Annotated in this window: 22 protein-coding genes; 18 read left to right on the forward strand and 4 right to left on the reverse strand. The window is 60.3% G+C overall.

The window, feature by feature from the left end:
• Window positions 1-41 precede the first annotated feature (41 nt).
• Window positions 42-1574 carry a S10 family peptidase gene (locus Q2T52_RS14415; protein WP_302077474.1) on the forward strand — a complete coding sequence of 511 codons (1533 nt, stop codon included), beginning with the start codon at window positions 42-44 and terminating at the stop codon, window positions 1572-1574.
• A gap of 33 nt (window positions 1575-1607) precedes the next feature.
• On the opposite strand, the gene pcaF is transcribed toward Q2T52_RS14415, so the two are convergent.
• Genes pcaF through Q2T52_RS14430 form a run of 3 tightly spaced genes read right to left on the reverse strand, consistent with a single transcriptional unit; the run spans window position 1608 to window position 4216 of the window.
• On the reverse strand, window positions 1608-2813 hold the full coding sequence (gene pcaF / locus Q2T52_RS14420; RefSeq protein ID WP_302077475.1) for a 3-oxoadipyl-CoA thiolase: 1206 nt from the start codon (window positions 2811-2813) through the stop codon (window positions 1608-1610).
• A 9-nt stretch (window positions 2814-2822) separates the two neighbouring features.
• Window positions 2823-3512: a CoA transferase subunit B gene (locus tag Q2T52_RS14425; protein WP_302077476.1), complete on the reverse strand. Its 690-nt coding sequence runs from the start codon at window positions 3510-3512 to the stop codon at window positions 2823-2825.
• The gene (locus tag Q2T52_RS14430) at window positions 3509-4216 is read right to left on the reverse strand and encodes a 3-oxoacid CoA-transferase subunit A (protein ID WP_302077477.1); all 708 of its coding nucleotides are present in this window, start codon (window positions 4214-4216) and stop codon (window positions 3509-3511) included. Before Q2T52_RS14430 ends, Q2T52_RS14425 begins: the two co-directional genes overlap by 4 nt.
• Window positions 4217-4345: 129 nt before the next feature.
• Here Q2T52_RS14430 and Q2T52_RS14435 point away from each other — a divergent pair, with 129 nt between their 5' ends.
• The 6 genes from Q2T52_RS14435 (at window position 4346) to Q2T52_RS14460 (ending at window position 10901) form a co-directional block, all read left to right on the forward strand.
• Window positions 4346-5101, forward strand: coding sequence for an IclR family transcriptional regulator (locus tag Q2T52_RS14435; RefSeq protein ID WP_302077478.1), 756 nt, complete (start codon window positions 4346-4348; stop codon window positions 5099-5101).
• A gap of 134 nt (window positions 5102-5235) precedes the next feature.
• A complete protein-coding gene (locus tag Q2T52_RS14440; RefSeq protein ID WP_302077479.1) occupies window positions 5236-6591 on the forward strand; it encodes an amidase in 1356 nt (451 codons plus the stop codon).
• Between the two features lie 166 nt (window positions 6592-6757).
• Entirely contained in the window at window positions 6758-8095 is a 1338-nt protein-coding gene (locus tag Q2T52_RS14445) for an extracellular solute-binding protein (protein WP_302077480.1), read from the forward strand.
• A 77-nt stretch (window positions 8096-8172) separates the two neighbouring features.
• The gene (locus Q2T52_RS14450) at window positions 8173-9063 is read left to right on the forward strand and encodes a carbohydrate ABC transporter permease (RefSeq protein WP_302077481.1); all 891 of its coding nucleotides are present in this window, start codon (window positions 8173-8175) and stop codon (window positions 9061-9063) included.
• Window positions 9064-9070: 7 nt separating this feature from the next.
• Window positions 9071-9958 carry an ABC transporter permease subunit gene (locus tag Q2T52_RS14455; RefSeq protein ID WP_302077482.1) on the forward strand — a complete coding sequence of 296 codons (888 nt, stop codon included), beginning with the start codon at window positions 9071-9073 and terminating at the stop codon, window positions 9956-9958.
• 58 nt (window positions 9959-10016) lie between these two features.
• On the forward strand, window positions 10017-10901 hold the full coding sequence (locus tag Q2T52_RS14460) for a TIM barrel protein (protein WP_302077483.1): 885 nt from the start codon (window positions 10017-10019) through the stop codon (window positions 10899-10901).
• Between the two features lie 7 nt (window positions 10902-10908).
• Here Q2T52_RS14460 and Q2T52_RS14465 read toward each other — a convergent pair whose 3' ends face one another.
• Window positions 10909-11829 carry a methylenetetrahydrofolate reductase gene (locus tag Q2T52_RS14465; protein ID WP_302077484.1) on the reverse strand — a complete coding sequence of 307 codons (921 nt, stop codon included), beginning with the start codon at window positions 11827-11829 and terminating at the stop codon, window positions 10909-10911.
• 254 nt (window positions 11830-12083) lie between these two features.
• On the opposite strand from Q2T52_RS14465, the gene Q2T52_RS14470 reads away from it, so the two are divergent.
• The 11 genes from Q2T52_RS14470 to Q2T52_RS14520 all read left to right on the forward strand — a co-directional run bounded on the left by Q2T52_RS14470 (window position 12084) and on the right by Q2T52_RS14520 (window position 21958).
• On the forward strand, window positions 12084-13043 hold the full coding sequence (locus Q2T52_RS14470; protein WP_302077485.1) for a VOC family protein: 960 nt from the start codon (window positions 12084-12086) through the stop codon (window positions 13041-13043).
• 1 nt (window position 13044) lies between these two features.
• Window positions 13045-13773, forward strand: a complete 729-nt coding sequence (locus Q2T52_RS14475) for a PIG-L deacetylase family protein (protein ID WP_302077486.1) — start codon at window positions 13045-13047, stop codon at window positions 13771-13773.
• Complete coding sequence (locus tag Q2T52_RS14480) at window positions 13773-14444, forward strand: 4-carboxy-4-hydroxy-2-oxoadipate aldolase/oxaloacetate decarboxylase (protein ID WP_302077487.1); 672 nt, start codon at window positions 13773-13775, stop codon at window positions 14442-14444. Before Q2T52_RS14475 ends, Q2T52_RS14480 begins: the two co-directional genes overlap by 1 nt.
• Window positions 14437-15501, forward strand: coding sequence for a 4-oxalomesaconate tautomerase (locus Q2T52_RS14485; RefSeq protein WP_302077488.1), 1065 nt, complete (start codon window positions 14437-14439; stop codon window positions 15499-15501). Before Q2T52_RS14480 ends, Q2T52_RS14485 begins: the two co-directional genes overlap by 8 nt.
• Before the next feature lie 52 nt (window positions 15502-15553).
• Window positions 15554-16402 carry a formyltetrahydrofolate deformylase gene (gene purU, locus Q2T52_RS14490; RefSeq protein WP_302077489.1) on the forward strand — a complete coding sequence of 283 codons (849 nt, stop codon included), beginning with the start codon at window positions 15554-15556 and terminating at the stop codon, window positions 16400-16402.
• 11 nt (window positions 16403-16413) lie between these two features.
• On the forward strand, window positions 16414-17274 hold the full coding sequence (locus tag Q2T52_RS14495) for an NAD(P)-dependent oxidoreductase (RefSeq protein WP_302077490.1): 861 nt from the start codon (window positions 16414-16416) through the stop codon (window positions 17272-17274).
• Between the two features lie 140 nt (window positions 17275-17414).
• Window positions 17415-18578, forward strand: coding sequence for an ABC transporter substrate-binding protein (locus tag Q2T52_RS14500; RefSeq protein ID WP_302077491.1), 1164 nt, complete (start codon window positions 17415-17417; stop codon window positions 18576-18578).
• 56 nt (window positions 18579-18634) lie between these two features.
• On the forward strand, window positions 18635-19495 hold the full coding sequence (locus Q2T52_RS14505; protein ID WP_302077492.1) for a branched-chain amino acid ABC transporter permease: 861 nt from the start codon (window positions 18635-18637) through the stop codon (window positions 19493-19495).
• A complete protein-coding gene (locus tag Q2T52_RS14510; RefSeq protein ID WP_302077493.1) occupies window positions 19492-20514 on the forward strand; it encodes a branched-chain amino acid ABC transporter permease in 1023 nt (340 codons plus the stop codon). The genes Q2T52_RS14505 and Q2T52_RS14510 overlap by 4 nt, the downstream gene beginning before the upstream one ends.
• Window positions 20511-21257, forward strand: a complete 747-nt coding sequence (locus Q2T52_RS14515; RefSeq protein ID WP_302077494.1) for an ABC transporter ATP-binding protein — start codon at window positions 20511-20513, stop codon at window positions 21255-21257. The genes Q2T52_RS14510 and Q2T52_RS14515 overlap by 4 nt, the downstream gene beginning before the upstream one ends.
• Window positions 21257-21958, forward strand: a complete 702-nt coding sequence (locus tag Q2T52_RS14520) for an ABC transporter ATP-binding protein (RefSeq protein ID WP_302077495.1) — start codon at window positions 21257-21259, stop codon at window positions 21956-21958. The genes Q2T52_RS14515 and Q2T52_RS14520 overlap by 1 nt, the downstream gene beginning before the upstream one ends.
• Window positions 21959-21962 lie beyond the last annotated feature (4 nt).

A 21962-nucleotide genomic window follows, 5' to 3' on the forward strand; every position in this document is an offset into this window, starting at 1 on the left:
GGGCGCCAGCCCTACATTGGCCCGCAAATGGAGGAATATCCTTGTCCCGATTGATTGCCATCGCCCTTTCGACCCTTGTCGCATCGGGCTTTCCTGCTGTTTCCCAGGAGCGCCCCTCCCCTCATCGCGGACCGGAACGCGCGCAAGCGGCAGAGGCCAGCCCCGGGAAGGGAGAAGGTATATTTTCGCTGTTGCCCGCGGATTCAACAAGCGAGCAGGTTCTCAACATCCCACAAGGCCCCCTGCCCTATACGGCCACCGCCGGCACCATCGAGTTGCGCGGACAGGATGGCGCCGTTAACGCCAAGATCTTCTACACCGCCTATCGCGCCAAGGATCGTCCAGCCAATCGTCCCGTCACCTTTGCCTTCAATGGTGGGCCAGGTGCGGCATCCGCCTATCTGCACCTGGGTCTGGTTGGCCCGAAGATCCTTAGCTTTACCGGCGACAATGCTGATGGCACGCGGCCAGCGCTGCAGGATAATCCCGAAAGCTGGCTTGCCTTCACCGATCTCGTGCTGATTGACCCCGTTGGCACCGGCTGGAGCCGCGCCGTCAATGACGACATGGCAGCGAAATTCTGGGGCGTGCGGCAGGATGCCGATGCGCTCGCCAAGGTCATCTCCCTATATGTTCAGAAGAACAACCTGATCGCGGCACCGAAATATCTGCTGGGCGAAAGCTATGGCGGCTTCCGGGCAGCAAAAGTCGCGCTCTCGCTGAAAAGCAGCCAGGGCCTGCTGGTGTCCGGCATCATCATGCTCTCGCCGCTGATCGACGGACGCTTCATTTTCGCGCGGGGCCAGGATCCTTTGGCCGCCGCCCTGCAATTTCCCTCGCTGGCAGCGGGAGCGCTTGAGCGCAAGAATGCCTTCGATCCAGCAGAGGTTGCTAAGGCCGAGCAGTTTGCCATGACGGAGTATCTGGTGTCGCTCGCTGGTCCCTCCCCGACTGGAACTGCAGCGGATGCTTTCTTCGCAAAGCTATCCAACTGGACCGGCCTTTCCTTGGAAACTGTCCGGCGGACGCGTGGCTTTGTCGGGGATCTCTATTCGAAAGAGGCTGCGGGCGAAGGCAAGATCGTCAGTCCCTATGATGCCGGTTCTGGCGAAACCGACCCTTATCCGGAAGCAAGCTATGCGCAGAATGACGATCCCATTCTGGATGGCTATACGCGCGCCTATGGCGGTGCCTTCGTCGATTATGCGCTGAACACTCTGAAGTTCCGGACGGAGATGACCTATTCGCTTCTCAATGAGGACATCAACAGGCGCTGGGAATGGAATGGCGGGCGCGGCGGCGACAGCCGGGTTACGGCAAGTGTTACGACGGACCTGCGCGATCTCATGTCCACCATACCCTCGATGAAGCTGATGATCGCCCATGGCTATAGCGATACGCTGACGCCCTATGGAGCGGCACGCTATGTGCTGGATCATCTGCCGCCCGCTCTGGCGGAAAACCGTGCGGAGCTGAAAGTCTATCGCGGCGGGCACATGTTCTATACCCGCGACGATTCACGCCGAGCCATGTTTGAGGATGCTCAAACGTTTTATCAGTCAGGCTCAAAATAAAGGGGGAGAGACAAAGCCCCTCCCCTCCACTGATCAGACGCGTTCCAGCGCGATGGCAATGCCCTGGCCGACGCCAATGCACATCGTCGCGAGCGCGTAACGCCCGCCTGTTTCACGAAGCTCCAGCGCTGCCGTGCCGGCGATACGCGCACCCGACATGCCAAGCGGGTGGCCCAGCGCAATCGCGCCGCCGTTGCGGTTGACGCGAGCGTCGTCATCGGCAATGCCGAGTTCCCGCAGCGTCGCGATGCCCTGGGATGCAAACGCCTCGTTCAGCTCGACCACATCAAGCAGCTGCTGCGAAAGCCCAAGCCGTGCCAGGAGCTTTTTCGAAGCTGGTGCCGGACCAATGCCCATGATACGCGGCGGAACGCCGGCCGTGGCGCCACCGATGACGCGGGCGATGGGGGTGAGGCCAAATTTTTTCACTGCTGCTTCTGATGCGATGATCAGTGCCGCCGCACCGTCGTTGACGCCGGAGGCATTGCCGGCGGTGACGGTCGCGCCATCCAACTTGTTGACCGGCTTCAGCTTGGCGAGCGCCTCGACAGAGGTTGCGCGCGGATGTTCGTCCCGATCCACAATCACAGGATCGCCTTTGCGCTGGGGCACGGTCACCGGTGTGATTTCCTTGGCGAGACGACCATTGGCCTGAGCCTCCGCGGCTTTAGCCTGGCTGCGCACGGCAAACGCATCCTGATCCTCACGGGAGACCTTGTAATCGATCGCGACATTGTCGCCTGTTTCCGGCATGGAATCGACGCCGTACTGCTTCTTCATGAGCGGATTGACGAAGCGCCAGCCAATCGTGGTGTCGTAGATCTCGGCATTGCGCGAGAAGGCTGTTTCGGCCTTCGGCATCACGAAGGGTGCGCGGCTCATGCTTTCCACGCCGCCAGCGATCATCAGGTCGGCCTCACCCGCCTTGATGGCGCGCGCTGCGGTGATCACCGCGTCCATGCCGGAGCCGCAAAGACGATTGATTGTGGTGCCAGTGACTGAGACGGGCAGACCGGCCAGCAGCAACGACATGCGCGCGACGTTGCGGTTGTCTTCGCCGGCCTGGTTGGCGCAACCGAAAATGACATCCTCCACCGCTTCCCAATCGACTCCGCCATTGCGCTCGATCAGCGCCTTAAGCGGGATTGCTCCCAGATCATCGGCGCGCACGGAGGAAAGCGAACCGCCAAAGCGGCCGATCGGTGTGCGGATGTAATCGCAGATATAGGCTTCAGTCATGATCATTCCTCAAACTTGCGGCACGACGAGATCCGCGATCGGACCGTCCGTATGGAGCGGCGCACCTGTCATGGCCTGCAACTCCTCCAACGATATCGCCGCCAGCTTTTCGCGCACGACGAAGCGTCCTTGCTTGATATCGATGACCGCATGGCTCGTATAGACCCGCGTAATGCAGCCGACGCCCGTCAGCGGGAAGGTGCATTTGTCGACCAGTTTCGGTTTTCCATCCTTGGTGACATGCTCTGTGATGACGAAGACCTGTTTTGCGCCGTGCACGAGATCCATTGCACCGCCAACGGCAGGCACGCCCTTGGAGCCGACGCGCCAATTGGCGAGATCACCGTTCTGCGCCACCTGATAGGCGCCAAGGATCGCGACATCCAGATGTCCGCCGCGCACCATGGCGAAGCTGTCGGCATGATGGAAAAAGGCAGCGCCCGGCTTCAGCGTCACCGCCTTCTTGCCGGCATTGATCAGATCCCAGTCTTCCTCGCCCGGTGCGGGGGATTCGCCGAAGTTCAGGATGCCGTTCTCGGTGTGGAAAATCGCCTGACGGCCCGGCGGCTGAAAGCGCGCCACCATTTCCGGAAAGCCGATGCCGAGGTTCACATAGGCGCCATCCTCGATATCCTGCGCCGCGCGCCAGGCAATTTGCGCATTGGAAAGCTTGATGTCTTCGCGTGTGTCGATCGTCATACGTAGGCCACCCCGGCTCGAATGAGCTCTTCTTCCTGCTGCGGGTTGGCGACTTCGACGACGCCGTTCACGAAGATGCCGGGGGTGACGACGTGCTCGGGATCGATGTCACCCGCCGTCACGATGCGGGAGACCTGCGCAATCGTCTTGGCAGCCGCCATGCACATCAAGGGATTAAAATTGCGACCGGCCTTGTTGTAGGTGAGATTGCCGTAGGTGTCGCCCAACTGCGCCTTGACGATCGCGAAATCTGCTTTCAGCCAGCGCTCCTGCACATAATGGCGGCCATCGAATTCCACGATGACCTTGCCTTCTGCCAGTTCGGTGCCGTAACCGGTTGGCGTGTAAAAGGCAGGGATACCCGCGCCGCCTGCACGGATGCGCTCAGCCAGCGTGCCCTGCGGCACAAGCTCCAGCTCGATCTCTCCCGCCAAATACCTGTCTGTAAATGCGCGGGGATCGGATGAGCGCGGGAAGGAGCAGATCATCTTGCGAACCATGCCGGCATCAATCATCGCAGCAATCCCAATGCGTCCATTGCCGGCATTGTTGTTGATGACCGTCAGGTTCTTCGGGCCTCTGTCGATGAGCGCATGAATGAGTTCGATCGGCGCGCCGGATCCACCGAAACCTCCGATCATGACGGTGGCACCGTCATGGATCTCCGAGACGGCATCCGCCGTGCTCGCAATCGTCTTGTCCATCTTGGTTTCTCTCCCAATGAAACTGGCGGCACTAAGCGCCCTCAAGTTGCCAGCCGTCAACTTTTTTGTGCGTTATTTGACATTTGTTCTTATATCGCACAAAATGAATTCGCGTCTGGAGAGTTACGAATGCGCGAGACGGATTTCATCGGCGGGCTTGCCAAGGGATTGAAGGTCATTGAAGCCTTTGGCGAAACACAGCCCCGGCTGACCATCACGGAAGCTTCAAAGCTGACGGGATTGGATCGAGCCACCGCCCGTCGCTGCCTTCTGACCCTCGCCGAACTGGGCTTTGCCCATTACGACGGGAAATTCTTCTCGCTGACGCCGCGCATCTTGCGCCTCGGTCACGCCTATCTGTCGGCCACTCCCCTGCCGCATGTTGTTCAGCCGTTCCTTGATCGTCTTTCTGAAGAGGTTGGGCAAAGCGCGTCGGTGAGTGTACTGGATGGCACGGAGGTCGTTTATGTCGCTCGCGCATCGCAACGCCGCGTCATGTCCATAAACTTGAGCCCCGGCAGCCGCCTGCCCGCCTATTGCGCCTCCATGGGCCGGGTCCTTCTCGCGCAGCTGCCTGAAGAAGAGGCGCGCGCACTCCTGAACCAATCCACCTTGCGCAGTTTCACGCCCAAGACGAAGACAGGTGTTGAAGAACTGGTGGAGGAAGTCCGGAAAATCCGAGCGCAGGGCTTTGCCGTCATCGATGAGGAACTGGAGCTCGGGCTTCGTTCGATCGCCGTGCCGCTCACCGATGCAAGGGGAAGAACGGTCGCCGCACTCAATATCGGCGCACCGGCAGCACGCGTTGCGGCCAAAGAAATGGAGGCGCAGTTTCTCGCGCCACTGAGAACCGTTGCTCAGCAATTGCGACCTTTGCTGGGGTGACCAGTCTGTTGACAGCTGTCAACCCAATCGTACGGGGCGGAATGCGTTGACAGCTGTCAACGTCGAAGAAGTGTTGCGCAGGAGAATAAAAGGCTCCAGCATGCGCTGAAAATCACACCCCATTAGAGGCCATCATGCCAAGCCATATGACGATTAGGAACGCCGCGACCGAACTGGGCGCCGGAACGATGACGTCTACCAAATTGACCGAAAGCGTATTGGAACGAATCAACGATCCCGCGGGCGAGGGATTGAAGGTTTACGTGCGCCGCAACGATCAGCGCGCCCGTCAGTTGGCCGAGGCGTCCGATCGGGTACAAGCCGCGGGCCATCGGCGTTCCCTATTGGAAGGCCTTCCCATTTCGGTCAAGGATCTCTTCGATATCTCCGGTGAAACGACCCTGGCGGGCAGCGTTGCCCTGAAGGATCGCGCGCCCGCCGCTACCGATTCACCTGTCGTACGGCGCCTCATCGCCGCTGGTGCCGTCATCACCGGCACGACCAATATGAGCGAATTTGCCTTTTCCGGTCTCGGCCTGAACCCCCATTACGGCACCCCGCGAAATCCGTATGAAAGAGAGAAGGGCCGAGTGCCGGGCGGCTCTTCGTCCGGTGCGGCGATTTCGGTCACGGACGGTATGGCCGTAGCAGCCATCGGCACGGACACCGGCGGCTCCATCCGTATTCCATCCGCCCTGTGCGGGCTTACCGGCTTCAAGCCAACGGCACGGCGCGTGTCTGCTGAAGGCGTGGTGCCCCTGTCCACAACACTGGATTCGATTGGCCCCCTCGCCCGTAGTGTGTCCTGCTGCGCCGTCGTCGATGCGGTGCTGACCGGGGATGACGCGCCGCTTCCGACAGCGCTACCCATTCGCGGCCTCCGACTGGGTGTGGTACGCACCGTCGTGCAGGATGACATGGATACACCTGTCGCGAAATCCTTTGACCGCGCGCTGAGCCTCCTTTCAGCCGCGGGTGCCGTCATCACGGAAATCGACATTCCCGAGTTTGCCGAACTCTCGCAGATCTATGCGCGGACCGGATTTGTGGCCGCTGAAGCCTTCCACTGGCACCAGGATCTCATTGCTGAGAAGGGACACCTTTACGATCACCGGGTTCGCGCGCGCATCGAGCGCGGAAGGGAAATCTCCTCCGCACTTTATATCGAAGCCCTGCATACCCGCCGCTCCTGGCAGGAGAGGGTAGGGGAAAGAGTGGCTGGCTTTGATGCAATCGTGATGCCGACGGTGCCAATCATCGCACCCGAGATCGCACCCCTGGAAGCTGACGATGCGGCCTTCTTTGCCGCGAACGCACTCGTGCTTCGCAACCCGACTATGATCAACTTCCTGGATGGTTGCGCGCTTTCTTTACCGTGCCACACGCCGGGCGAGGCGCCGGTGGGGTTGATGCTGGCTGGAACAGCGATGCAGGACCGTCATATTCTGCGGGTCGGGCTTGCCGTTGAAGAGGTTTTGTCCTCGATTTGATGAGCCACATCGCCGGATTGAAGCTTTATCCGCGACCCCCCGGTGAAATATGGCGCGGCAACAACCGCGTCATAGCATATTCATGAATATGAAATTTATCCTTCAAGCAGCATGGCTATGAATCCGGCGCCCTGGATGGGGGCGGTCATTTCCCGGAGAGTGGATCATGAAAAATAGCTGGTTGCTTGCGGCGGCGGTCGCCGCATCGTTCGTTTCGGCAGCACAGGCGCCTGCCCAGGCCGCCACGAAGTTTGAATTCTGGCACGGCCTGTCCGGCGACCTCGGCGAGCGCGTTCAGGAGGCCTGCAAGAAGTTCAACGACTCGCAGAAGGATTTTGAGATCGTCTGCGTCTCGCAGAACGATTATGCAGCGACCCTGCAGAACACGATTGCCGCCTACCGCGCCAAGAAGCAGCCAGCAATCGCCCAGATCTATGATGCCGGCACGCTCGACATGATGCTGTCCAAGGCTTTCGTTCCGGCGAAGAAGCTGATGGCTGACAACGGCTACAACATCGACTGGAGCAACTATTTCCCCGGTATTGCCAACTACTACGCGACGGCCAGCGGCGAGCTTCTGTCCTTCCCGTTCAACTCCTCGACGGCTGTCATCTATTACAACATGTCTGCCCTGGAAAAGGCTGGCGTGACCGCCAAGCCGGAAACCTGGGAAGACGTGGCCGATGCCGCCAAGAAGCTGAAGGCTGCCGGCTTTGATTGCCCGATGGCATTCAACTTCGACACCTGGCCGACGATGGAACAGTTCTCCGCCATCCATGATCAGCCGATTGCAAGCCAGGCCAACGGCTACAAGAGCCTGAGCGCCGAACTCGTCGTCAACAAGACCAAGTTCATCGACGAACTGAAATTCTTCAAGAAGATGCAGGACGACAAGCTGCTCGTGGTCAAGACCAAGCAGCTCGGCATGGACCCGATCCCGGCCTTTGCATCGCAGGCCTGCCAGATCGCCATGAGCTCGATCGCTGACCACGGCACCGTAGGCAAGACGATTGCCGAAGGCGTGAAGTGGGATGTTGGCATGCTGCCGGTCTTCAAGGGTACGGAGCGCAAGAAGTCGCTGGTGGGCGGCGCTTCGCTCTGGGTTCTCGCAGGTCGCCCGGCTGAGGAATATAAGGGCGCTGCTGCCTTCCTGAACTTCATCGCCCAGCCCGACATGGTTCAGTGGTGGTCGACGGTCACCGGCTACATCCCGGTCACCAAGACCGGTTTCGAAGCCATGAAGAAGAATGGCTTCTACGACAAGGCTCCGTACAAGGGCCGCGAAATCGCCATCGCCAGCCTTTCGCTGACCGAGCCGACCGAAAACACCCGCGGTATTCGCCTTGGCAACTTCACGCAGATCCGCAAGGAAGTTTCCACTGCCATGGAAGCCATCTTCATGCAGAACGCGGACATCCAGAAGGAAATTGACCAAGCTGTCGAGCGCTCCAATGTTGGTCTGCGCCGCTTCGAGCAGACCTATGCCGGCGAAAAGCTGAACTAAGCCTCACGCCGTCCTTCGAGCCTGCCGGGTCACCCGGCAGGCTTTTCCCTTTGGTTCGAACCACCAAGTGATATTCCATGGAAAAACGCGGCGCTTTTACAAGCTGGTGGCTGCCGATTGCCTTTGCGCTTCCGCAGTTCCTGCTGATCCTTCTTTTCTTCTACTGGCCTGCCGCGGCGGTCATCAAATGGGCATTCACGCTGGAGCCGCCCTTTGGTGGCAATGCCGAATTTGTTGGCTGGCAGAATTTCGCCCAGGTCTTTGCGGATCCGCTCTATTGGAATTCGGTCATTGTCAGCCTGATCTTCTCCCTGTCTGCGGCCCTGTTCGCAATTCTCATCGGCCTCGTGTTGGCGCTTGCCGTCGATCGCGAATTGCCCGGTTCGGGCTTCTTCCGCTTCATCTATATTCTGCCTTTCGCGATCGCAGGGCCGGCTGCGGGCATGGCGTTCCGCTTCATCTTGTCGCCGGAACGCGGGTTGATGGCGCTCGTCAACCAGTCCTATCCAGATTTCTGGAACCCGGGTAAGTATGGTAGCCATGCTCTGATCCTGGTCATTGTGATCTTCATCTGGAAATGGGCGGGCTATACCTTCATCTTCCTGCTGGCCGGTCTGCAATCCGTGCCGCGCTCACTGATGGAAGCCGCCGCGATCGATGGCTCCAGTCCACTTCGTCGCGCACTGGATATCCAGGTGCCGCTGTTGGCACCTACGCTCTTTTTCCTGCTTGTCACCATGATGACCGAAGCCTTTGTCGGCTCCGATACCTTCGGCATCGTCCGCCACACGACCGACGGCGGGCCGAACCATGGTACCGAAGTGATGGTCTACCGCATCGTGGATGAAGCCTTCCACGGGCTGAACTATTCCGGAGCCTCGGCACAGAGCCTCGTGCTGATCGGCCTGATCATGATTTTCACCTTCATCCAGTTCCGCTTCGTCGAGAAGCAAGTGCATTACAAGTGAGGGTGCCATGATCCAGCGTACACCGGTTTCCAACGCCGTTACCTACCTCATCATGATCCTGGGCTTTGTGCTGCTGATCGGCCCTCTGCTGGTCGTGCTGCTGGGCGCAACGCAGAATGTGCAGCAGATCAACATGATCCCCTTCCGTTTCGTGCCGCAGGATCAGCTGTTCCACAATCTGCAGGCTGCATGGCGCCGTGCCAATCTGGGTTCTGCCATGTTGAACAGTTTCATCATGGCAAGCCTGGTCACCGTCGGAAAGGTGGCGCTATCGGCACTGACGGCCTATGCGATCGTGTTCTTCCGCACGCCGTTGAAACATTTTCTGTTCTGGTCGGTCTTCATCACGCTGATGCTGCCGCTGGAAGTGCGTGTGGTGCCGACCTATGCTGTGGCAGCCGATCTGTTCAGCCCCATCAATACGCTGATCGAACTGGTGACCGGCACGCGTCTTTCCATCGAATGGAACCTGCTGAATTCCTTTGCCGGCCTGACCCTTCCGCTGATTGCCACGGCAACCGGCACCTTCCTGTATCGTCAGTTCTTCCTGACGCTGCCGGAGGAACTGGCGGAAGCCGCCCGTATCGACGGGGCAGGGCCCATCCGCTTCTTCTTCGACATGGTGCTGCCGCTGTCGCGCACCAACATGCTGGCGCTGACCACGATCATGTTTGTCTATGGCTGGAATCAGTACCTCTGGCCACTGCTGATGGTCACCGATGCGAGCTACAAGACGACGATGATGTCGCTGATTTCGCTTCTGCCCGCCGACAACGGCACCCCGGATTGGAACGTCACGCTGGCCGGTTCCCTGATCATCGTCTTGCCACCGCTGCTGGTGGTTGGAACCTTGCAGCGCTGGTTCGTGCGCGGTCTCGTCTCTCACGACAAATGATTTCGGGCGAGGGCCTTTCGCCCTCGCCTCCCCCCAATATCGCTCAGGAGATTGAACAATGAGCTCCATCACCGCCGTCGGCTTCAACGCCGCATCGAAGGATGGCGAATTCGCCACGCTGGAACAGGATCTGGAACGTCTGGCCGGCATCGGCGTCGACACGGTTGAACTGGCGCTGACCAGCCTCGACCTGATTTCCGGCGGCCGTATCATCGAGGAGCGCGCACGCCGCCTCGAAGCGATGACGCAGAACTTCGACTTCCGTTACACGGTGCATGGTCTGGTCTCCTCCAATTTCATGGACCCACTGACCCTGCCCCACCAGCTAGCAGCCGCGAAGGCACTGGCCGAAGTCTGTGGCCGCATCGGCTCCGGCATCCTGGTGCAGCATGGCGGCTGCCTGCGTGCAGACCAGCTGGAAGACGTGGCAGGTGCCAATGCCCGCGAGCGTGAAGCCCTGCACGACCTTGCCGAACATGCCAAGAGCCACAATGTGCGCATCGCGCTGGAAAACATCTTCACCACCGAGCCTGGCCAGTATCGCCAGACGCCCTCGCAGATCGCCGAAACGGTCAAGGCTGTCGGCCATTCCAATCTGGTGGCGCTGATCGATTTCAGCCACGCCTATATCGAAAGCACCTATAAGGGCCTCGATTTCCGCGCCGAGCTGCGCGCCATGGCACCGGTCGCCGGTCACCTGCATGTGCATGACAGCTTCGGTCGTCCCATCGGCTTCTACAAGGCCTTCTTCCCGCAGGAGGCAACGGCGCTCGGTCTCGGCGACCTGCACATGCCGCTCGGCTGGGGCGATATTGCCTGGGACGAGATCTTTGCAGAACTCGAATTCCTGCCGGACACCGTGCTGATGATGGAAATCGACGATCGTTATGCCGCCGAACAGCCCGCCAGCCTGGAATGGGCCAAGCGTCTGGCGAAGCTTTAACTTGCTTTCAGCGCTCCGCCGGGACCTGTTCCGGCGGGGCTGCCGCATTCATCCACTCGGTCGCAGCCTTGATGCCGCCCAGCGGAAACACATGGGCCTGCTCGATGAGGCTTTCCGGATGGTTGAGCTTGTACGCCGCAAGGCCCGCCAGAACCTCGGTCGGTTCGTAGGGTTTCAAAAGGCGCGTCACATCCATCGCCCGCTTTTGCAGCACCTTCAGCGAAGGACCGACACCGCAGGAAATGGCGAACTGAATGAGCGTCTGCAGCTTTGCGGGACCGGCGACGCCCACATGGATCGGCAGGTTCACCCCGAGCGGCTTGATCCGCTCGGCCCAGTCGATCACTGCTTTCGCATCAAAAGCAAATTGCGTGACGATGGCCATCTTGGCATCCGTCAGATCTGAAAAATTCTGCTTCCAGAGAAGTGCCCTGTCGACATTGGCAGTGGTGCCGTCGCGATCAATGTCGCGGCTTCCTTCCGGATGTCCGGCGACATGCAGGCGCTTGAAGCCGAAGCGATCGAACAGACCGGTCTCAATCATGGCGATGGAACCGTCGAAAGCACCCGCCGGCGCAGTGTGGCCACCGCCCAGCAGCAGAGCCTCCGTAACACCGGCTTCCTCTCGGTACCGCCCGATCCAGTTTTCCAGGGTGGCAGCATCGGCAATACCGCGTGCCGCGATATGCGGCATGGGCTCGAAGCCTTCGTCGCGCAGGCGGCGGGCCGTCGCCACCATGTCATCGATCGGAGTATCCGCGATATGGGCAATGTAAACCCGCGTGCCCTTGGGCAGAAGGTTACGGAAATCCTCGATCTTTGCCGCAGTCCGCGGCATGACCTCAATTGACCAGCCCTGCAGCAAATCTGCCAGCGGCGTCTGGCCGGGCGTTCTGCCTGCGCGGCCCATGATGTTCAAAAACGCCATAGCCTTATCTCCTCTTCCCGCAAAATGTATACATGGCACTCGTAGAAAAAATCAAGATGGACAAGTGATATCCCGAAAATGTGCGAATTTATGCGCTTTCAGCGTTGCCTTGTTTTTCAAACTGACCCATAAAGAATACATCGTCACTGCCTTCCGAAGGCTGCGGCCGGCTTGGGAGAGGAGCCCAGGCCCGCCACGGCAACAGGCAAGCGATCGCACATGCCCGACATGCTGACCACTGGGAGGAGATAAGCATGACCGAGCCCTGTTTTGACGTGGCCCATCTCGGCCATGTTGAACTCTATACGGACAAATTCGACGAAAGCCTGGATTTCTTTACCCGCGTCTACGGATTGACCGCCAGTCTCGTCACAGCCGACAGCGCTTATCTGCGCGCCTTCGATGATTACGAATTCCACACGCTGAAGCTGACCCGCCATCACACGACGGGTGTCGGCCATGTTGCCTATCGCACCAGTTCGCCGGAAGCGCTTCAGCGGCGCGTCGCTGTCATCGAGGCGATGGGTTGCGGCATCGGTTGGGTCGAAGGTGACGACGGCCATGGCCGTGCCTACCGCTTCAGCGATCCGGACGGCCACATCTTCGAACTCTATTTCGACACGCGCATCTATGAGGCACCACCTGAAGAAAGACCGGCGCTGAAGAACCTCGCCCAACGCTATCACGGCCGGGGTGCTTGCCCGCGCCGGCTGGATCACCTGAACCTGCTGGCAGCCGATGTGGAAGCGATCCACGATTTCATGACCAAAGCGCTCGGCAGCCGCGTCACCGAACAGATCCAACTCGACAGCGGCCGCATCGCTGGCTGCTGGTTCACGGTCAACAACAAGACCTATGACATCGCCTATTCGGAGGACCATACAGGCGCAAAGGGCCGCTTCCACCATGTCACCTATGCGGTGGACCAGCGCGAGGACATTCTGCGCGCGGCCGATATCTTCCTCGAAAACGGCGTGCATATCGAGACCGGCCCGCACAAGCACGCGATCCAGGGCACCTTCTTCCTTTATGTCTGGGAGCCCGCCGGCAACCGCGTGGAACTGGCCAATGCCGGTGCACGGCTGATCCTCAGACCCGACTGGCCGACCGTGACCTGGACCGAGACCGAACGGAAGAAAGGCCAGGCCTGGGGCCTGAAGACGATCGAAACATTCCATACGCATGGCACGCCGCCCGTGGCGAGGAGGGATTGAGATGGCAAAGACTGCACTCGTGATTTCCGCACATTCGGCAGACTTTGTCTGGCGTTGCGGCGGCGCAATCGCGCTTCATGCCGACAAGGGCTATGAGGTGACCGTGATCTGCCTGTCCTTCGGCGAGCGCGGCGAAAGCGCCAAGCTGTGGAAGCAGCCGGACATGACGCTGGAGAAGGTGAAGGCCGCTCGCCGGGTCGAGGCGGAAAATGCCGCTAAGGCGCTCGGCGTTCACGACATCCAGTTCTTTGATCTGGGTGACTATCCGCTGGAAGTAGATCGCGAGGCGAAATTCCGGCTGGTCGACGTGATCCGCAAGGTGCAGCCGGAGTTCATGCTGAGCCATTCCCGCTGGGATCCCTACAATACCGACCACATGTATGCGACTAAGATCGCCATCGAAGCGCGGATGATCGCCCAGGCCTGGGGTCATAACCCCGGTGAAAAGATCCTTGGCGCGCCGCAGCTCTATCTCTTCGAGCCGCACCAGACCGAGCAGATGGAATGGAAGCCGGACGTGTTTCTCGACATCTCGCCCGTCTGGGAGAAAAAGTGGGCCGCCATCCAGTGCATGGAGGGGCAGGAGCATCTCTGGCACTATTACAAGAACGTTGCGGAGAACCGCGGCAATCACTTCATGCGCAATTCCGGCGGTCAGTCCGGAGGCCGCAAGGCCACGCATGCGGAAGGCTTTCAGTCCGTCTTTCCCAGAACCGTGGATGAACTCTGATGGGCGTTGTCGTTCAGAACATCGAGCGCGCACCAGCCTCCGTCATCGATCGGCTGGCGGCCTGCGGCGTCGCCACCGTGCATGAGGGGCAGGGGCGAAAAGGCCTGCTGGCGAGCCACATGCGGCCGATCTATTCCGGCGCTCGGATTGCCGGGAGCGCCGTGACGATCTCCGCACCGCCGGGCGACAACTGGATGATCCATGTCGCGATCGAGCAGCTGAAATCGGGGGACATGCTGGTGCTGGCCCCGACCAGCCCCTGCGAAGACGGCTATTTCGGTGACCTGCTGGCGACCTCTGCACAGGCTCGCGGCTGCCGGGGTCTGGTGATCGAGGCTGGCGTGCGCGACGTGGCCGATCTAACCGCGATGAAATTTCCGGTCTGGTCGAAGGCGATCTTTGCGCAAGGAACAGTCAAGGAAACGCTAGGCTCGGTGAACGTCCCCATCGTCTGCGCCGGTGCACTCATCCATCCGGGCGATGTGATCGTGGCCGATGACGATGGTGTCTGTGTGGTCCGCCGCGAGGAGGCAGAGACGGTCGCAGCCAAGGCCGAGGCGCGTGTGGCGCTGGAGGAGAACAAACGGGCGCGGCTGGCAGCCGGCGAACTTGGCCTCGACATTTACGACATGCGCAAGCGGCTGGAGGAGAAGGGGCTGAGATATGTCTGAGCGCTTCAATTCGGGCGGGCAGGGGGTGCCCTGCATGTGGATGCGCGGTGGCACCTCCAAGGGCGGCTATTTTCTCTCCGAGGATCTGCCCGCCGACCGTGACGCCTTCCTGCTTGGCGCGATGGGCTCTCCGGATCCGCGCCAGATCGATGGAATGGGTGGGGCCAACCCGCTGACATCAAAGGTGGCGGTTGTCCAGCGATCCCAACGCGCGGGGGTCGACGTGGACTACCTCTTCCTGCAGGTCTTCGTGGATCGGGCGATCGTCACAGATGCGCAGAACTGCGGAAACATTCTGGCGGGCGTCGGTCCCTTTGCCATCGAACGTGGCCTGGTTCCGGCAAGCGACGGGCAGACCGAGGTGACCATCTTCATGGAGAACACGGGCCAGATCGCAACCGCCCGGGTGGAGACACCGGGCGGGCGGGTGACCTATGCCGGTTCCGCGCGCATCGATGGCGTCCCGGGCACATCGGCGCCGATCCCGATCACCTTCGCGGACACGGCCGGCTCCAACTGCGGTGCACTGCTTCCGACCGGCAAGGCTGCTGATGTCATCGACGGCGTGGAATGCACGCTGATCGACAACGGCATGCCCTGTGTCGTGATGCGGGCGAGAGATCTCGGCGTAACCGGTGCCGAAACGGTTGAGGAGTTGGAAACCGATGCCGAACTGAAGCGTAGGCTTGAAAACATCCGGCTAACCGCCGGGCCACTGATGAACATGGGTGATGTTACGGACAAATCCGTGCCGAAGATGACACTGGTTTCTCAGCCGAGGGCCGGTGGCGCGATCGCGACGCGCACCTTCATTCCGCACCGCTGTCACGATGCAATCGGCGTGCTCGGTGCCGTCAGTATCGCGACGGCTTGCCTGCTGCCGGAAGGTCCAGCGGCGGCGCTGGCAAATGTCCCTGATGGAAACGAAAAGCTCATCTCCGTAGAACACCCCACGGGCGAAATGAGTGTGGTTGTGACGGTTCGCGATGGGCAGGTGACCAATGCCGCCGTATTGCGCACAGCCCGCAAGCTTTTCGACGGGCTGATCTTCGCCTGATCCCGCCCCTCTCCAATCCGAACCCCTTTAACATTCGCATCTAGAGGAATGCATGACCGACTACGTCCTCACGCTTCGCTGCAACAACCGACGCGGCATCGTCGCTTCCGTTGCCAGCCGCATTACCGGCCATGGTGGCGACATTTTCGAAGCGCACCAGTTCGATGATCAGGAAACCGGCATGTTCTTCATGCGTGTCGCCTTCAGCATGGAAGGATCAGAGGAAGCATTTCGCGCGGCCATCGCCGAGGAAGAGAAGGGATTTGGCCTTGATCTGACGCTTCGCCCCTTCGGGCAGAAGCGAAAGGTTCTGCTAATGGTGTCGCGCTTCGATCATTGCCTCGGCGATCTGCTCTATCGGGCCCGCATCGGCGAACTGCCGATTGAGCCGGTCGCGATCGTCAGCAATCACCCGCGCGAAGCGTTGAACCTCACTTTGATGGGGAACATACCCTATCACCACCTGCCGATCGCCAAGGATAGCAAGGCGGAGCAGGAAGCGCAGATCAGGCGCCTGATTGAGGAGACCGGCGCCGAACTGGTGGTTCTGGCCCGCTATATGCAAATCCTCTCAGATGAATTTTCCGCCGATCTGGCCGGGCGCTGCATCAACATCCACCACTCCTTTTTGCCGGGCTTCAAGGGCGCGAAACCCTATCATCAGGCGCATGCGCGGGGCGTGAAGATGATCGGCGCCACCGCCCACTACGTGACAGGCGATCTGGATGAAGGCCCAATCATCTGTCAGGATGTAGAACCTGTCAGCCACGCCGATACACCAGACGAACTGGTGCAGAAGGGACGAGACATCGAGCGCCGCGTGCTGGCGCGCGCCGTTGCCTGGCATCTGGAGGATCGGGTGCTGATCAACAAGGGCAAGACGGTGGTGTTTGCGAAGTAGGGAGGAACGGCATGCGCATCGGTTTCCTGGGCTACGGCGAAGCGGCTCGCGCCTTTCACGAAGGCCTTGCGGCACCGGGCCGTACATTCCTGATCTATGATATCCTGTTGGAAGAGGGCGCCGATACGATTACCGGCGAAGTCAGCAAACGGGGAGGGCAGGCCGTCTCCATCGCGGGTCTGGGCGACGCCGACTGGATTTTCAGCGCCGTCACGGCCGACCAGAGCCTGGAAGCGGTGCAACCACTTTTGCCGCATCTGCGCCAGGGCCAGGTGGTCATCGACATCAACTCGGTCTCCCCGGATCGCAAACGGGAGACGGCAAAAGCCGTCCAAGCGGCTGGCGCCGATTACCTCGACATGGCCGTCATGGCGCCCGTGCATCCGAAGAAGCACCAGACGCCGGTGCTGATTGCCGGCGAATGCGCGGAAAGGCTTTTGCCAGAACTTTCAAGCCTCGGCTTTCATGCATCCATTGCAGGAGAAAAAGTCGGCGCTGCCACTGCCATCAAGATGGTGCGCTCTCTGTTCGTAAAGGGGCTTGAAGCCATCACCGTCGAGGCCTTGCTGGCCGCCGAGGCTTCCGGCTGCTTCGAGGAGATATTGGCCTCGCTCTCCGGCTCCTTTCCCGGTCTCGGCTGGCCGGAATTTGCGGCCTACCAGTTCGAACGCACCACCCGCCACGGCAAGCGCCGGGCCGCAGAGATGCGGGAAAGCGCGGCGACCCTGCAGGCACTCGGGCTACATGGAGGCCTCGCTCACGAAATCGCGGCCGTTCAAGAGGATATGGGGCATGCCGGAGCAGTTGATGAAAAGGCGCCCCTTCAGACGATTGTTCAGGCCGCCCTTGCCGGCCGCATGCGGGAGACGTGACGGCCGGTTGTCGTGCTTGTACACCCTTGTAAAGTATGTATACATAAACTCATTCGAATTCTGAATGCGCGGCGGACCTGTGGGAGCGGGAAAGCCGGGAGGACGTGAATGGAAGTTCGAACCCACGGGAGGAGTTCATCATGATTTCAAGGCGAGTGTTTATCGCCGGTACAGCCGCGACCACCGCGTTGGCGGCGGTTCCGGCCATGGCTGCGGATGTGTTGAAGGTCGGCCTTATTCTGCCGATGACAGGGCCTTTCGCCTCGACGGGACGGCAGGTAGAAGCCGGCGTTCGTGCATACATGGCGTTGAACGGCGACACGGTAGCAGGCAAGAAGATCGAGATCGTCCTGCGTGACGACGCCGGCACCGCCGACCAGACCCGGCGCCTGGCGCAGGAACTGATCGTTAATGACGGCGCCAAGATGTTGATGGGCTTTGGCCTGACACCGCTGGCGCTGGCTGTCGCGCCTGTCATCACGCAGGCGAAGGTGCCGGCGATCATCACCTCGGCAACGACGTCCAGCATCGTCAAGCAGTCACCCTTCTATGCCCGCACATCGATGGCGGGGCCACAGTCTGCCGTGCCTGTCGCCACCTGGGCGGTGAAGAACGGGCTGAAGCGTGTCGTGACCTTGGTTTCCGATTACGGCCCCGGCATCGATATCGAAAAAGGGTTCACCGACCAGTTCAAGAAGGATGGCGGGCAGATCGTGGAAGCGGTGCGCGTACCGCTGCAGAACCCGGATTTTGCCCCCTTCCTGCAGCGTGTGCGTGACTCCAAGCCTGATGCGATCTTTGTCTTCGTGCCCTCTGGCGTCGGTTCGCTGTTCATGAAGCAGTTCGTCGATCGCGGCCTGGCGGAAGCCGGTATCAAGCTGATCGCGACCGGCGACGTGACGGATGATGACCTGCTGAACGCCATCGGCGATCCGGCGCTTGGGGTCATCACCGGACATTTCTATTCCGCATCTCATGACAGCCCGGAAAACAAGGCCTTCGTGGCACGGGTCAAGAAGGCGGCCAACATTCGTCCGAACTTCATGTCGGTCGGCGGCTTCGATGCCATGGCACTTGCCTATGCGGCGCTGAAAAAGACCAATGGCGACACGGATGGCACGAAGCTGATCGAGGCAATGAAAGGCCAATCCTGGGTCAGTCCGCGCGGCCCAATCACCATCGATGCGGCCACCCGCGACATCATTCAGGACATCTACATCCGTGAAGTGAAGAAGGTGGATGGTGAACTCTACAATGTGGAGTTTGCGACATTCCCGAAGATCAAAGACCCGAACGCTCAGTAACACCATGATTGCCGGGCGGGAGACATCCCGCCCGTCTCTCCAACATGCGAGCGACCATGCTGACCATTCTGTTCGATGGCATCGCCTATGGCATGCTTCTGTTTGTTCTTGCCTGCGGCCTGTCCATTACGCTTGGCCTGATGAATTTCGTCAATCTGGCCCATGGCGCCTTTGCGATGGCGGGCGGCTATGTGACGGTCATCATGATGAACCGCTACGGTCTTTCCTTCTATTGGTGCCTGCCTGCGGCATTTCTGGTCAGCGCGACCGTCGGAGCCATTCTCGAACGGCTTCTCTATCGCCCGCTCTACAAGGCCTCGCATCTTGACCAGGTGCTGTTTTCCATCGGCATCGTCTTCATGGCGATTGCCGGCGTCGATTATTTCATGGGCGGCCAGCAGCAGTTGATCAACCTGCCGCCAGAACTCAAGGGCCGCTTCGATTTCCTCGGCATCGGCATCGGTCGTTACCGTCTCTTCATCATCGTGCTCTGCGCCTTCCTCGTCGTGACGCTCCAGTTGGCGCTAACGAAGACCCGCTTCGGCAGCCAGCTGCGCGCAGCCGTGGATGACGGTCGCGTCGCACGCGGGCTGGGTGTCAATGTCTCGCTCGTCTTCTCGCTGACCTTTGCGCTCGGCTCCGGCCTTGCAGGCTTGGGCGGTGCGCTGGGCACCGATCTCCTCGGGCTAGACCCGAACTTTCCGCTGAAATTCCTGATCTATTTCATGATCGTTGTCACCGTCGGCGGCACATCCTCTATCAGCGGGCCGTTCCTGGCCGCCCTCTTGCTCGGCATCGCCGATGTCGCCGGCAAATATTACGTGCCACAGCTTGGCGCTTTCATCATCTATGCGCTGATGGTGCTGGTGCTCATCCTTCGCCCCCACGGCCTCTTCAGCCGGGAGGGAGGGCGATGACGGCGCCGGTTGAAACGCAGAAACTTGCACGCGACTGGATCAGCCGCTCCAACCGAGTGAGACTCTGGGAAATTGCACTCTGGGTCATCGCAGTGGCCGCCATCTTTCTGCTGCCCTCCAAGCTGCTGATACTGACCGAGATCACGATCCTCGCGATCTTTGCGCTCTCGCTGGATTTGATCCTCGGTTATGCCGGCATTGTATCGCTCGGCCATACCGCCTTTTTCGGGCTTGGCGCCTATGCGGCTGGCATCCTGGCGCGCGACTATGTCAGCGAGCCGGTGACCGGCCTCATCTTTGCCGGCTTCATCAGCGGGCTCTTCGGCTTTGCGACGAGCTTCCTGGTCTTACGCGGCTCTGATCTGACGCGCCTGATGACAACGTTTGGCGTCGCGATGCTTCTCGCCGAAGTGGCGAACCAGGCGGCATGGCTGACCGGTGGTGCCGATGGCCTCTCCGGCATCATGCTCACTCCGATCCTCGGTCTGTTCGAATTCGATCTCTTTGGGCGAAATGGCTATGTCTATGCACTGGTGGTTCTGGCCGTGCTGACTTTCATCGCGCGCCGTCTCGTTCATTCGCCCTATGGGCTGTCGCTGAAGGCGCTGAAGCTCAATCCGCGCCGTTCCGCCATGATCGGCATTTCCGCCACGCGCCGCATCGTCGCGATCTACACGCTGTCGGCGGTCTATGCGGGCATGGCCGGTGCCTTGCTTGCTCAAACGACGAGTTTCGTCTCCCCTGATGTGCTGGCCTTTCACCGCTCGGCGGAAGTGCTTCTGGTGCTGGTCATCGGCGGTACCGGCTATCTCTATGGCGGTGTGGTCGGCGCCATCATCTTCACGCTGCTGCGCGATTGGCTCTCGGTGGTGACGCCGCAATACTGGATGTTCTGGATCGGCTTGATCCTGATTGCGTTGGTCTTGATCGGTCGCGAGCGGCTGACACGCTGGCCAGCGCTTTTGAACCGCAAAGCAACCACGCGAGCGGCAACCCAGTTGGCGGAGGAGCCGCGATGACGCACGCTCTTGAGACCCGCAACCTTTCCAAACGATTTGGCAGCCTTGTCGCCACCAATGATGTCTCGCTCTCTGTTGCCAAAGGCGCGCGCCACGCGCTGATCGGCCCGAACGGGGCTGGAAAAACGACACTGATCAATCTGCTGACGGGGGTGCTGACACCCAGCAGCGGACAGATCCTGCTGGAAGGAGAGGACATTACCGCCACACCCGCGCATCACCGGGTGGGCCGCGGCCTTTCACGCACCTTCCAGATCAACCAGCTGTTTGCCGATTTCACGCCCTTGGAAGCGTTGATGCTGGCAATCGGCGAGCGCGAGGGGCAGGGCAGCATGGCTTGGAAACCACTTTCCAAGAACCATGCAATTATTGACGAGGCCGCAAGCCTCCTGGACCGCTTCCGGCTCACCGATGCGCTGTCGACCCCGACCAAGCTTCTGCCCTATGGCAAGCAGCGCCTGCTGGAGATCGCTCTGGCCATTGCGGCACGTCCCCGCGTACTACTGCTGGATGAGCCGGCCGCTGGCGTTCCCGAAGAGGAACGTCACGAGGTCTTAGGGATAGTACGGGCGCTTCCTGCCGATGTGACCGTGGTTCTGATCGAGCACGATATGGATCTGGTCTTCTCCTTCGCGGACCGCATTTCGGTTCTGGTTGCCGGCGGCTTGTTCAAGGAAGGGACCGTGGAGGAAATCTCCCACGACCCGCAAGTCAAGGCCATCTATCTGGGGGAGGATGCCTGATGGCACCGCTGCTCTCGATCGAAAAACTGGTGTCGGGTTATGGCGAGGCGCGAGTCCTGCATCGCATTGACCTTGCGTTGGAGGAGGGGAAATCCCTGGCGCTTCTGGGGCGCAATGGCGCCGGCAAGACGACGCTGCTGGACACGATCGTCGGTGTCACCACGCATCATGCCGGCAGCATCCGGTTTGCAGGGCGCGATATCACCCGCACGCGACCAGAACAGCGGGCGGCGGCTGGCATTGGCTGGGTGCCGCAGGAGCGCAACATTTTCCATTCGCTGACTGTGGAGGAAAATCTCACCGCCACGTCGCGCCCGGGTGTGTGGAACCTGTCACGCGTCTACGCCATGTTTCCGCGACTGGAAGAGCGCAAGCGCAATCTCGGCAATCAGCTCTCCGGCGGGGAACAGCAGATGCTGGCCGTGGCGCGCGCCCTGATGCTGAACCCGAAGCTGCTGCTGCTGGATGAGCCACTGGAAGGCCTTGCTCCGATCATTGTTGATGAATTGCTCGCTGCACTTCGAAGGATCGTGACGGAGGAGGGCATGTCCGCGATTATCGTGGAGCAGAAGGCACGCAAGATCCTGCCATTGACCGATGATGCGGCGGTCCTGGAGCGCGGAGGTATTGCCTATCGCGATACCTCCGCGACGCTTCTGTCAAACCCGGACGCACTTGAGCATCACCTTAGCGTCGCCTGAAAGC

The sequence above is a fragment of the Rhizobium oryzicola genome (assembly GCF_030504645.1).
In the GTDB taxonomy this organism is placed as follows: domain Bacteria; phylum Pseudomonadota; class Alphaproteobacteria; order Rhizobiales; family Rhizobiaceae; genus Neorhizobium; species Neorhizobium oryzicola.

Bases quoted from the DNA above. Each gene is read 5' to 3' on its own strand.
- Q2T52_RS14455 (WP_302077482.1), top strand. From the start codon at position 9,071: ATGATCCAGCGTACACCGGTTTCCAACGCCGTTACCTACCTCATCATG.
- Q2T52_RS14470 (WP_302077485.1), top strand. From the start codon at position 12,084: ATGACCGAGCCCTGTTTTGACGTGGCCCATCTCGGCCATGTTGAACTC.
- pcaF (WP_302077475.1), bottom strand. From the start codon at position 2,813: ATGACTGAAGCCTATATCTGCGATTACATCCGCACACCGATCGGCCGC.
- Q2T52_RS14500 (WP_302077491.1), top strand. From the start codon at position 17,415: ATGATTTCAAGGCGAGTGTTTATCGCCGGTACAGCCGCGACCACCGCG.
- Q2T52_RS14480 (WP_302077487.1), top strand. From the start codon at position 13,773: ATGGGCGTTGTCGTTCAGAACATCGAGCGCGCACCAGCCTCCGTCATC.
- Q2T52_RS14430 (WP_302077477.1), bottom strand. From the start codon at position 4,216: ATGGACAAGACGATTGCGAGCACGGCGGATGCCGTCTCGGAGATCCAT.
- Q2T52_RS14425 (WP_302077476.1), bottom strand. From the start codon at position 3,512: ATGACGATCGACACACGCGAAGACATCAAGCTTTCCAATGCGCAAATT.
- Q2T52_RS14485 (WP_302077488.1), top strand. From the start codon at position 14,437: ATGTCTGAGCGCTTCAATTCGGGCGGGCAGGGGGTGCCCTGCATGTGG.
- Q2T52_RS14440 (WP_302077479.1), top strand. From the start codon at position 5,236: ATGCCAAGCCATATGACGATTAGGAACGCCGCGACCGAACTGGGCGCC.
- Q2T52_RS14435 (WP_302077478.1), top strand. From the start codon at position 4,346: ATGCGCGAGACGGATTTCATCGGCGGGCTTGCCAAGGGATTGAAGGTC.
- Q2T52_RS14520 (WP_302077495.1), top strand. From the start codon at position 21,257: ATGGCACCGCTGCTCTCGATCGAAAAACTGGTGTCGGGTTATGGCGAG.
- Q2T52_RS14515 (WP_302077494.1), top strand. From the start codon at position 20,511: ATGACGCACGCTCTTGAGACCCGCAACCTTTCCAAACGATTTGGCAGC.
- purU (WP_302077489.1), top strand. From the start codon at position 15,554: ATGACCGACTACGTCCTCACGCTTCGCTGCAACAACCGACGCGGCATC.
- Q2T52_RS14465 (WP_302077484.1), bottom strand. From the start codon at position 11,829: ATGGCGTTTTTGAACATCATGGGCCGCGCAGGCAGAACGCCCGGCCAG.
- Q2T52_RS14510 (WP_302077493.1), top strand. From the start codon at position 19,492: ATGACGGCGCCGGTTGAAACGCAGAAACTTGCACGCGACTGGATCAGC.
- Q2T52_RS14495 (WP_302077490.1), top strand. From the start codon at position 16,414: ATGCGCATCGGTTTCCTGGGCTACGGCGAAGCGGCTCGCGCCTTTCAC.
- Q2T52_RS14450 (WP_302077481.1), top strand. From the start codon at position 8,173: ATGGAAAAACGCGGCGCTTTTACAAGCTGGTGGCTGCCGATTGCCTTT.
- Q2T52_RS14475 (WP_302077486.1), top strand. From the start codon at position 13,045: ATGGCAAAGACTGCACTCGTGATTTCCGCACATTCGGCAGACTTTGTC.
- Q2T52_RS14505 (WP_302077492.1), top strand. From the start codon at position 18,635: ATGCTGACCATTCTGTTCGATGGCATCGCCTATGGCATGCTTCTGTTT.
- Q2T52_RS14445 (WP_302077480.1), top strand. From the start codon at position 6,758: ATGAAAAATAGCTGGTTGCTTGCGGCGGCGGTCGCCGCATCGTTCGTT.
- Q2T52_RS14460 (WP_302077483.1), top strand. From the start codon at position 10,017: ATGAGCTCCATCACCGCCGTCGGCTTCAACGCCGCATCGAAGGATGGC.